The sequence below is a fragment of the Candidatus Pelagibacter sp. HIMB1485 genome (assembly GCF_052048055.1).
Lineage (GTDB): Bacteria > Pseudomonadota > Alphaproteobacteria > Pelagibacterales > Pelagibacteraceae > Pelagibacter.
On the sequence record NZ_JBNAIN010000002.1, the window covers coordinates 840318 to 852519 of the forward strand.

The following is a 12202-nucleotide window of genomic DNA, read 5'->3' on the forward strand; positions in this document are numbered from 1 at the left end:
ATGGAAAATTTAAATTTAATTTTACCTGAAATTTTTATCTCATTATCAATAATGTTTTTACTTGTATTGGGAGTATTTAAAAAAAATAGTTCAGGAATTACTTTTAACTTGTCTTTATTTGTATTTTTGATCGCCGCTATAATTGCTATTAACGAAACTTTCTCTGTGAATAGAGAAACTTTGTTTAATGGCAGTGTTGTAATAGATAAGATGTCTTCATTTATGAAGATCATTACATTATTAGGTGGTTTTCTAGTATTAGTTATTTCATCTAGTTATTTAAAAATATTTAAAATTTTTAATATTGAATATCCAGTTTTAATTTTGAGTTCTGTACTAGGAATGATGGTTATGATTAGTTCTAATGATCTAATTGTGTTTTATATGGGTCTAGAGTTACAATCATTAGCCTTATATGTTTTAGCAACTTATAACAGAGATCAACTAAAATCATCTGAAGCAGGTTTAAAATATTTTGTATTAAGTGCATTATCATCAGGATTATTACTTTATGGATGTTCACTAATTTATGGTTTTTCAGGATCTACAAACTTTGATGTGATTTCCACACAACTTAATTCAAATGAGTATGTACTCACTTTTGGGATAGTTTTTATTTTAGTAGGTTTAGCATTCAAAATTTCAGCAGTGCCATTCCATATGTGGGCACCAGACGTATACGAAGGATCTCCAACCACAGTAACATTATTTTTTACAATGGTACCAAAAATTGCTGCGTTAACTGTATTTATTAGATTTTTATATGTTCCATTTTTAAATCTAATCGATCAATGGCAAATGATAATTGTATTTTTATCTATTGCCTCAATGCTATTTGGTGCAATTGCAGCAATTGGACAAACAAATATTAAAAGACTAGTTGCTTATAGCTCTATTGGACACATAGGCTACACATTGGCTGGTCTTGCCACTGCTTCAAATGAAGGAATTCAAAGTTCAATAATTTATATTTCAATTTATGTTGTAATGAATTTGGCCCTTTTTTCTTGTTTGTTAATGCTTAGAAGAAATAATCAATATTACGAACATATTGATGACTTATCTGGTTTATCGAAAAATCATCCATTATTATCACTTTCTTTACTTGTAATATTATTTTCATTGGCAGGGATACCACCATTAGCAGGATTTTTTGCTAAATTTTACGTTTTCAAAGCAGTTTTAGAACAATCAATGTATTTTTTAGCTATTGTTGGATTGTTATCTACTGTTGTTGCAGCTTTCTATTACCTAAGAATAATCAAGATTATGTACTTTGATAAAGAAAAAGATAAATATGATACGGATCATAGTTTATGGTTAAAATTTTCATTAACTTTTTCTACAATATTAATTCTTTTATACTTCATATTTCCAAGCCAATTAATTGAGGTAGTATCAAGAATTAATATTATTTAATGAAATTTAAGAAATTTAACTTTAAAATAATAAAAAGTACCAACGATACTGCTGCAAGAATAATAAAAAAAACTAACTTTAAATTTGGTATGGTTGTTGCTGAAAAACAATTTAGTGGTCGAGGTCAGTATGGAAGAAAATGGATTTCATATAAAGGTAATTTATTTGCCTCTTTTTTTCATCCATTTAATGAAAATAAATTCTCAATAGAAAGAGTTACAAAGTTAAATTGTAAATTAGTTAAACAAACACTTTCTAAATATATAAAAAATAAAATTAACTTTAAAAAACCAAATGATTTATTAATTAATAAAAAAAAGGTTAGTGGTATTTTACAAGAAATTATAACGAAATCAGATAAAAAATTTTTAATTACGGGAATAGGGATTAATGTAATAAAAAATCCAAATATTAAAAATTATCCAGCTACAAATTTATATAGAATAACAGGAAAAAAAATTAATAAATCTGAATTAGAAAAAAATTTGAAACTAGTTTTTGAAAATAGAATATCAAAAATGTATAAAATAAATTAATTAATATGTATATTTTAGGTGACATAGGAAATACTGACACTAAAATTTTTTTAGTTTCCAAAAGAAATAAAATTTTAAAAAGAATTACTTTTATTTCAAAAAAAATAAGTAATAAGCAATTAAAAATTTTATTTAAAAAAAATAAAATTCAAATAAATAAAATTGAAAAAATATTGTTTTGTAGTGTTGTCCCAAACACTTTTAAAATTATAAAAAACTACTTTTCTAAAACCACTAAAGTTAAATGCCATGAAGTAAAAAATTTGAATTTAAAATCAATGATTAAAATTAAAGTTGATTACAAGCAGGTAGGTTCTGATAGAATTACAAATGCCATAAGCTTATTGGATAACAAAAATAATTATATAATTTTAGATTTTGGTACAGCTACAACATTTGATGTTTTAATAAAAAATATGTATATGGGAGGCATAATAGCTCCTGGTATTAAGTTGTCTCTTAATACTTTGTCAGACAGAGCTACTTTAATCCCAAAAATTGAGCTTAAACGTGTGAAAAAAGTAATAGGCAGCAACACACTTTCTGCTGTTAGATCAGGTTTTTTTTGGGGGTATGCTGGTTTAATTGACAATATGATTAATTTAATTAAGAAAGAGACAAGAAAATCCTTTAAAGTTGTATTGACAGGTGGATTTTCTGATTTATTTACAAGTTCAATAAAATCGAAAGTTAAACATAAGCAAGATATTACAATTAAAGGTCTAATAAAGATTTCTGAGCAAATAAAATAATATGAAAGATGAATTGTTATTTTGTCCACTAGGTGGATCTGGTGAGATTGGTATGAACATGAATTTGTTTGGTTACGGTCAACCAAGTGATCATAAATGGATAATGGTAGACATTGGTGTAACTTTTGCCGATGATACTATACCAGGTGTTGATTTAATTTATCCTGATCCTGGATTTATTGTTGAGAGAAAAGATAACTTGTTGGGTATAGTTTTAACTCATGCACATGAGGATCACATTGGAGCAATCGCACATTTATGGCCAAAATTAAGATGTAAAATATTTGCTACTCCATTTACAGCAGTTTTGATTAGAGAGAAGTTTCGAGAAAAACAAATAGATATTACTAATGATTTACAAATTGTAGAATTGAATGGAACTGTTTCATTAGATCCATTTGAAATTGAATATATAACTTTAACTCATTCAATTTTAGAACCTAATGGTTTAAGAATAAAAACTCCAGCTGGTGTTATTTTGCATACAGGAGATTGGAAAGTAGATCCCAATCCACTTATTGGTGAAAATATAAATGAGAAGAGATTAAAAGAAATTGGTGATGAAGGAGTATTAGCAATGATCTGTGACTCTACTAATGTTTTTAGTGCCGGCAAGTCTGGATCTGAACTTGATGTCAGAAAAAATATGTTAAATGTAATGTCGAGATTGAAAAAGAGAATTATAATTACTTCATTTGCATCTAATGTAGCAAGAATGGAGACAGCATTTTATTGTGCTGAGCAAACAGGAAGACAAATTTCACTAGTTGGAAGATCGATGCATCGTATTTACAAAGCTGCACGTCAATGTGGATATTTAAAAAATACAATTGAACCAATTGACCCTCGTGAAGCTAAAAATTTCTCAAGAGAAAAAATAGTTTATCTTTGCACAGGTAGCCAAGGAGAACCAATGGGTGCCATGATGAGAATTTCTAGTTATGTACACCCTGATGTTTTTATTGAAAAAGGTGATGCTGTAATATTTTCATCAAAAATTATACCTGGAAATGAAAAAAAACTTTATAAATTGCACAACCAACTTGTTAAAGATGGTATAGAAGTGATATCTGAAGAAACTGAATTTGTTCATGTTTCTGGTCATCCAAATAGAGAAGATTTAAAAGAAATGTATCAATGGGTTAATCCTAAATGTGTGATACCTGTACACGGTGAACACAGACATATGATAGAACACATAAACTTTGCTAAAGAAATGCAAGTTCCATATCCTGTACAAGTAGAAAACGGTGATATAGTTAAGTTATATCCTGGTAATCAGCCCGAAGTTTATGACAAAGCTCCAAGTGGTAGATTGTATTTAGATGGCAATGTAAGTGTTGATCCAGATTCACAGTCAATAAAAGATAGAAAAAATTTGAGTGCAAATGGATATCTTGAAGTAACTTTAATGATAACACCTAAAGGAAATATTCATAATAATCCTGTGCTTTCTTTTCGTGGTTTACCAGTAGATGATAGAGAAGAATTTGTTTATGGATTAGAAGAAGAAATAGAAAAAACTTCTAGAACATTTAAAATTGGAAGCAAACAACAAGAGCATAATTTAATTGATGCATTGAAAATTGCCTGTAGAAAATTTTCTAAGGAAAAAACAGGAAAAAAACCTTTCACTAATATTAACTTAGTGAGAATTTAATGAGCGTAACTGGTTTAGCAATTATCTATGTAATTATATGGTGGATAGTTTTCTTTGCTATACTTCCTATTGATGTAAATAGAGCAAAAACAGTAAAAATCGATGGTGAAGATCCAGGATCACCTGAAAATCCAAAAATGTTGAAAAAATTCTTATATTGCACTGGCATAACTACTGTAATTTTTATCATTATTTATTTACTAATAAAATTTGAATATTTAAATTTAAGAAATATGATTAGTTAAGATGCTTTTATCAAATTCATTTATTCCAATATTAAAAAATAATCCTTCTGAAGCGAAAATTAAATCTCATCAATTAATGTTGAGAGTTGGTATGATTAAGCAAGCTTCAGCAGGAATATACTCATGGTTACCTTTAGGCTTCAAGGTGATGAAAAAAATAGAACAAATTGTTAGAGAAGAGCAAAATAAAATTGGAGCTCAAGAAATATTAATGCCAACAATTCAATCCAGTGAGATATGGAAAGAAAGTGGTCGATATGATGATTATGGTGAGGAGATGCTTAGAATAACTGATCGTCAAAATAGAGAAATGCTTTATGGACCTACAAATGAAGAACAAGTAACAGAAATTTTTAGATCATCAATTAAATCTTATAAATCATTACCTCAACTTATGTACCATGTACAATGGAAATTTAGAGACGAAATAAGACCTAGATTTGGAATAATGAGGGGAAGAGAGTTTTATATGAAAGATGCTTATTCATTTGATGTATCAGATGAGGAAGCATTTTTTTCTTACAATAAATTTTTTCTTTCATATTTAAAAACTTTTAAAAGATTAGATCTAACAGCAATACCTATGGCTGCTGACACAGGTCCAATTGGAGGAAATTTATCGCATGAATTTATTATCCTAGCAGACACAGGTGAGAGTAAAATTTTTACTGACAAAAGAATTTTTGATTTAAACAGTGATGATACTCAATTAGAAAAATCCTCATTAGAGAAAATGAGAAAAAAATATGAGCAATTTTATGCTGTCACAGATGAAAAGTTTAATAAAGATGAATTTGAAAAAATAGTTTCTAAAGAAAATCAATTAATCACAAAAGGTATTGAAGTAGGCCATATATTTTATTTTGGGGACAAATATTCAAAACCTATGAATGCATCAGTAGATTTACCAGGTGGAAAAAAAGATTTTGTTAAAATGGGTTCTTATGGAATTGGTGTATCAAGGTTAGTAGGGGCCATAATAGAAGCAAAATATGATGAAAAAAATGAAATCATGAAATGGCCATTGTCTGTTGCTCCATATGATATTGCTTTGATACCGATGATAAATAAAAACGATAATTCAGCACTAGATAAGGCAAATAATATTAACAGCGAGTTATTAAAAAATAATATTGACGCAATTATTGATGACACAGATGAAAATTTTTCATCCAAAATTAAAAAAATGAATTTGATTGGGGCTCCTTACCAAATTATCATTGGTAAGAAGAGTGAAGGTGATTTACTAGAGTTCAAAGAAACAGGTGGTGAAACTCAAAACTTACCTTTAAACAAAATTATAGAAATTATTAATAAACAAAAAAATTCAATTTGATTTCTACTTTAGAAAAAGAAATTACTTATAGATTTTTAAAAGCTAGAAAAAAAGATGGCTTTTTAAATGTCATTTCAATATTTTCTTTTATTGGAATAAGTCTTGGTGTTGCTGTTCTAATTATTGTTATGTCGGTAATGAATGGTTTTAGAACTGAATTAATCAACAAAATTGTTGGATTTAATTCACACGTAACTGTTAAACCTTATTCAAATTCAATCGATGAAGATAAAATAAATAATAAATTAAAGTTAATCTCTAAGAATATTATTTTTAGTAATTCAGGGGAGGCTATTATTCTTAAAAATAATAATACTAAAGGAATAGTGTTACGAGGTTATAAATATAATGATCTTTTAAATTTAGAGGTATTGACAAATGAAAAATTTAAAGGCGACTTAAGTCTATTTGATGAAAATCTTATATCAATTGGAAGCGAACTAAGTTTTTCTCTAAATCTTGAAATAGGAGATGAATTGACTCTAATGTCACCATCCGGTATTCAAACAATAGTTGGCAGTATGCCTAAACAAAAAACTTTTATTGTTAATTCAATTTTTAATAGTGGTTTAGCAGAATTTGATAACAATATTGCATTTATTGAACTTAATGTTTTAGAAGAGTTTTTTGGATATGATTATAACGAAAGAAATTTAGAAATTTATCTGAAAAATCCAAATAATATCGAGTCTCAAAAATTAATAGTGAAACAAGTTTTTGATGATGAGTTTGTCTTTAGTTGGGCAGATATGAATAGTTCATTATTTTCAGCTCTAAAAGTTGAAAGGAATGTTATGTTTATTATTTTGTCATTAATAATAATTGTTGCTGCATTTAATATTATTTCAGGATTAACTATTTTAGTAAAAAACAAAACACGGGATATTGCCATCTTAAAATCAATTGGAGTATTAAATAAATCAATAATTAAAATATTTTTTTTAGTTGGAGTAATAATAGGTACTTCCGCAACAATTTTTGGTATTTTTTTAGGTGTAACTTTTTCTATTTATATTGAAAATTTTAGACAGTTTTTAAGTTCAGTTTTCAATATAAGTTTATTTCCTGAAGAAATATATTTTTTAAGCAAAATGCCTTCTGAAATCAATCCGACATCAATCATTCTAATTTCAGTTTGCTCAATAATTATAACTATTTTAGTATCAATTTTTCCAGCTTTTAAAGCAGCTAAGTTAGATCCAATCAAATCTTTAAAATATGAGTAAGTATTTAGAATTAAAAAGTATATCTAAAAGTTTTGAGTCTGAAAAAAAGATTAAAGTCTTAAAAGGTTTGTCGCAAAATTTTGAAAAAGGTAAAATCTATTCTCTCATGGGCCCATCTGGTTCAGGAAAATCAACTTTGTTAAATTTAATTTCTTTAATAGACAGACCTTCGTCAGGTCAAATTATGTTTAATCAAAATCAAATTAATTTTAATGATACAGAAGAAAATGATATTTTTAGATCAAAAAAAATTGGTATTGTTTATCAACAAAACAATCTTCTTTCTGATTTTACTGCTTTAGAAAATATTTATTTAGCATCACTTGCTAACAATAATGACAAAGAATTAGCAAGTACAAAGGCTAACAAATTATTAAAAAAAATTGGTCTTTCAAACAGATCAAATCACTTTCCTTCTCAACTGTCAGGCGGTGAAGCTCAGAGAGTAGCTATAGCAAGAGCTATCGTAAATGATCCTGAAATAATCTTGGCAGATGAGCCAACAGGTAGTTTGGATATGAATACAGCAAAAGAAGTTTTTAAACTTTTATATAATCAAAAAAAATCAGACAGATTAATAATATTTGCAACTCACAATAGATTTTTTGCTAATAAGGCAGATTGCTTATTGGAGATGAGAGATGGTATTATAAAATCATCCAATGTCTGAGTCATTAAATCAAAACTTTAATCATCTAAAAGTCCATACACAATATTCTATATGTGAAGGTGCGGCCAAGATTGATGATTTACAAGAATATTGCAAATTAAACAAAATTAAATCTTTAGGAATAAGTGACACTTCTAATTTATGTGGAGCTTTAGAATTTGCAGAAAAAATTTCCAAATCAGGAACACAGCCAATTATTGGCACTCAAATTAATTTTAAACTAAATGATACAACTGGATTGTTACCTTTATTTGCCTTGAATGAAACAGGTTATAAAAACATTATTGAATTGTCCTCGAATTCATATTTAGAAAATGATGAATTAAGTGACCCTCATGTAAATTTTGATGAATTATTAAAAAATTCTGATGGTGTTTCAGTTTTTTCAGGTACAGTTTTAGGTCTTTTTGGAAAATTATTTGATAAAGGAAAATTTACAGAAATAAACGAAATTTATTCTAAAATTAAAGAAGTTTTTGGAGACAGGTTTTATTTAGAAATTCAACGACACAACGACACTAATGAAAATGGGTTTGAAAAATTTAATCTAAAAAAGTCTGTAGAAATAGAAATACCAATAATTGCTACTAATGAAGTTTTTTATTTATCAAAAGATATGCATGAAGCACATGATGCTTTGATTTGTATTGGTAACAAAACCTATATTAATGAAAAAAATAGATTAAAATTAAGCGATCAACATTATTTAAAAACTAACTCTGAAATGACAGAGTTATTTGCTGATATACCAGAGGCATTAGAAAACAATTATAACTTTCCTTTAAGATGTAATTTTAGACCATTATTCTCTAATCCTATATTGCCAAATATTAGTACTGATAAAGATGGTAATGCAGATGATCTTTTAACTAAATATTCTTTAGAAGGACTGCGAGATAAATTTTTAAAAGTTTTTAATGTTAAAGATAGCGAACTTGAAAATGATAAAAATTTTCTTCTTTATAAAGAAAGACTAGATCATGAACTTTCAATAATTATTAAAATGAAATATTCGAGTTATTTTTTAATTGTATCTGATTATATAAAATGGGCTAAAGAAAATGATATACCAGTTGGTCCTGGTAGAGGTTCAGGTGCTGGGTCATTGGTTGCTTGGTGTATATCAATTACTGATGTTGACCCAATTAAATTTAATTTAATATTCGAGAGATTTTTAAATCCAGATCGAATTTCTATGCCTGATTTTGATATAGATTTTTGTGAGGATAAAAGAGACCTTGTTTTTGAATACTTAAAAAAAAAATATAAAGATAGTGTAGCTCACATAATTACTTTTGGTAAACTTAAAGCAAGGATGGTGATCAGAGACGTTGGTAGAGTTATGGGATTACCTTATGGGTTTATTGACAGTATATCAAAAATGATACCTTTTGATCCTTCTCGACCTCAAAATTTAACCCAATGTATAGCAGGAGAGCCAAGATTACAAAAACTAATTAATGATGATACCAGAGTAAAAAAATTAACAGAGTTATCTTTGAAACTAGAAGGTCTTAATAGAAATGTTGCCACTCATGCAGCAGGAGTTGTGATTGCAGATAAAAAATTAACAGAAGTAGTTCCTTTATATAAAGATACTTCTGCAGATTTACTTTTACCTTCAACACAATTTGATATGTATTCAGCTGAAAATGCTGGTTTAATTAAATTTGATTTTTTAGGATTAAAGACATTAACAGTAATAAATAACACTCAAAAATTAGTTAGAAAAAAAGATAAAAAATTCAACATAGAGGAAATAAATTATGATGATCAAAAAGTTTTTGATCTTTTGTCATCAGGTAAAACGGTAGGTTTGTTTCAAATTGAAAGTGCAGGAATGAGAGAAGCTTTGCTTCACATGAAGCCAAATCATATTGAAGATATTATTGCACTAGTAGCATTATATAGACCAGGCCCAATGAGCAACATACCAACCTATAACGACTGTAAACATGGAAAGCAAAAACCTGATTACTTACACCCATTATTGGAAGATATTTTAAAACCCACATATGGTGTAATTATTTATCAAGAGCAAGTAATGCAGATTGCTCAAAAACTATCAGGATTTACTGCAGGACAAGCTGATCTTTTAAGAAGAGCAATGGGTAAAAAGAAGAGAGCAGAACTAGAGAAACAAAAACAAGGTTTTATAGCCGGTGCAGTTAAAAATGGAATTGCTAAAGATGTTGCAGCTGGAATATTTTTAAAAATTGAACCTTTTGCAGAATATGGTTTTAACAAAAGTCATGCTGCTGCTTATGCAATAATTTCCTATCAAACAGCATATTTAAAAACTTATTATCCTAAAGAATTCATTGCCGCATCAATGACGATGGATATTTCTAATCAAAATAAATTAAGTGAATTTTATGAAGAATTAAAAAGACTTAATGTTGAAACAATTAGACCTGACATAAATGAATGCTTTGCAGACTTTAGAACTATTGATGGAAAATTTTATTATGCATTAGGTGGAATTAAAGCTGTAGGTTATGAAGCAATTTCAAATATTGTTAAAGAGAGACAATTAAATGGAAAATTTGATTCTATTAATGACTTTATAAATAGAGTTAATCCTAAAGATATAAATAAATTACAATTAGAGGGATTAGTAAAAGCTGGAGCATTTGATAATTTAAACTCAAATAGACAAGCAATCTTTAACTCAATACCTAATTTAATTTTAAAAAATAAAAATATTTTTGAAAATAAATTAGCCAATCAAATAGATTTGTTTTCTGATAACTCTGAAACAGAAAAAGACATTTTAACCAAAATAGAAGATTGGAAATTTGAAGAGAGATTATCAAAAGAATTTGAATCGGTTGGATTTTTTATATCTGATCACCCGTTAAATCAATTTACAGAAATTTTTGAAGACTATAAAATTAATGATTATGCAAAATTCATATCAGATGATAATTTAGAAAATGTTAATGTAGCTGCAACATTGCTTAAAGTTCAAGAGAGAAAAACTGCTAAAGGAAATGCATATGCTGTTTTAAAGTTAACAGATTTAAATAGTGTATTTGAAATATTTATTTTTTCAGATTTGTTGGAGCTAAATAGAGAAATTTTAAAAGAAGGTAATTCGTTGATTTTAACCTTGGTTAAGAATGTTTCTAACGATGAAAACCGTTTTAAAAGAATTAATGTTCAAAAAATAGCTTCTTTAAAAGATTTATTTAATAGTCCAATTAACGAAATAGCATTTAATGTTAAATCTATTGAACAAATCCAAGAGATATCAAAATTTTTAATTCAAGATGGTAAAACTCAAGTAAAATTTAACCTCTTAACAAAAGATCAAATTTTAAATTTTCAATTAAAAAAACCAATGAATCTTGATCGAAAATCTTTAAATCTTTTAAGAAAACAGCAAATTCAAGCCGAAATTAGCTAAATAAAACTTGTCAATTTTAACAAATATTTGTAAATAACCATTAAATTAAATTAACACGCACACAGTTGTTGGTTTTATACCTCCGGTCCTTAATTGGAAATTACTGTGGTGGCTTAACCGGGAATAAACATGAAAATACCTAACGTTACAATTCAACAGCTATTAGAAGCAGGTGTTCATCTTGGACACAAAACTTTAAGATGGAATCCAAAAATGAAAAAATACATTTTTGGAAAAAGAGACTCAATTCACATTATAGATTTAACGCAAACACTTGAGTTGACCAAAGTCGCTTTGGAAAAGGTCTACAATACAATATCAAATAACGGAAAAATTTTATTTGTATCAACTAAAAAACAAGCATCAGAAGCTGTAGCAGAAGTTGCTAAGGAAACAGATCAGTATTTTGTTAACTATAGATGGTTAGGTGGAATGCTAACTAATTGGGGAACAATATCTAATTCAATTAAGAAATTAAAAAAATTAGAAGTCGATTTAGCTGCCGAAAATAGAGGATTCACTAAAAAAGAACTTCTTAAGATGAGTGTAAAAAAAGATAAACTACAAAGATCATTGGGTGGAATTGCAGAAATGAAAAAAGTTCCAGAATTAGTTTTTGTAATTGATACTAATTATGAGTCTTTAGCTATCGCTGAGTCATCTAAATTGGGTATTCCTATAATTGCTATTCTCGATAGCAACTCAAATCCTGATAATATTGATTATCCAATTCCAGGAAATGATGATGCAAGAAGAGCAATAGATCTTTATTGTAATTTAATTAAAGAAACAATTAATAATGCAAAAAGTTCAATACAATCCTCTGAACCTAAGCAAGAAAATTCAAAGGAAAGTAATAAAGATAGCAAAAACAAAACTATTCAAGAAATTGATAGAGAAAAATTAGAAAAAAAATTCTCTAACGAAGATAAAGGAAAGTTAAATTAAA

The 12202-nt window shown here is 27.5% G+C and carries 10 protein-coding genes; all 10 read left to right on the plus strand.

Translation table 11 applies throughout. The features are described 5' to 3' along the window. The 10 genes from nuoN (at position 1) to rpsB (ending at position 12201) form a co-directional block, all read left to right on the plus strand. Positions 1-1419, plus strand: coding sequence for an NADH-quinone oxidoreductase subunit NuoN (gene nuoN / locus ACTTA4_RS06880; RefSeq protein WP_440634069.1), 1419 nt, complete (start codon positions 1-3; stop codon positions 1417-1419). Next, positions 1419-1955, plus strand: coding sequence for a biotin--[acetyl-CoA-carboxylase] ligase (locus tag ACTTA4_RS06885; protein WP_440634070.1), 537 nt, complete (start codon positions 1419-1421; stop codon positions 1953-1955). The genes nuoN and ACTTA4_RS06885 overlap by 1 nt, the downstream gene beginning before the upstream one ends. 5 nt (positions 1956-1960) lie before the next feature. Further along, entirely contained in the window at positions 1961-2707 is a 747-nt protein-coding gene (locus ACTTA4_RS06890) for a type III pantothenate kinase (protein WP_440634071.1), read from the plus strand. A 1-nt stretch (position 2708) separates the two neighbouring features. Continuing rightward, entirely contained in the window at positions 2709-4367 is a 1659-nt protein-coding gene (locus ACTTA4_RS06895) for a ribonuclease J (RefSeq protein ID WP_440634072.1), read from the plus strand. Next, positions 4367-4612, plus strand: a complete 246-nt coding sequence (locus ACTTA4_RS06900; RefSeq protein ID WP_075506651.1) for a DUF1467 family protein — start codon at positions 4367-4369, stop codon at positions 4610-4612. Before ACTTA4_RS06895 ends, ACTTA4_RS06900 begins: the two co-directional genes overlap by 1 nt. Position 4613: 1 nt before the next feature. Next, positions 4614-5948 carry a proline--tRNA ligase gene (gene proS, locus ACTTA4_RS06905; protein WP_440634073.1) on the plus strand — a complete coding sequence of 445 codons (1335 nt, stop codon included), beginning with the start codon at positions 4614-4616 and terminating at the stop codon, positions 5946-5948. Then, positions 5945-7174 (plus strand): lipoprotein-releasing ABC transporter permease subunit, encoded by a 1230-nt coding sequence (locus tag ACTTA4_RS06910; protein WP_440634074.1) that lies wholly within the window; start codon positions 5945-5947, stop codon positions 7172-7174. The genes proS and ACTTA4_RS06910 overlap by 4 nt, the downstream gene beginning before the upstream one ends. Continuing rightward, positions 7167-7844, plus strand: a complete 678-nt coding sequence (locus tag ACTTA4_RS06915) for an ABC transporter ATP-binding protein (protein WP_440634075.1) — start codon at positions 7167-7169, stop codon at positions 7842-7844. The genes ACTTA4_RS06910 and ACTTA4_RS06915 overlap by 8 nt, the downstream gene beginning before the upstream one ends. Beyond that, entirely contained in the window at positions 7837-11253 is a 3417-nt protein-coding gene (gene dnaE, locus ACTTA4_RS06920) for a DNA polymerase III subunit alpha (protein WP_440634076.1), read from the plus strand. Before ACTTA4_RS06915 ends, dnaE begins: the two co-directional genes overlap by 8 nt. A 129-nt stretch (positions 11254-11382) precedes the next feature. Next, a complete protein-coding gene (rpsB, locus tag ACTTA4_RS06925; protein ID WP_440634077.1) occupies positions 11383-12201 on the plus strand; it encodes a 30S ribosomal protein S2 in 819 nt (272 codons plus the stop codon). The last annotated feature ends 1 nt before the right edge of the window (position 12202 follow it).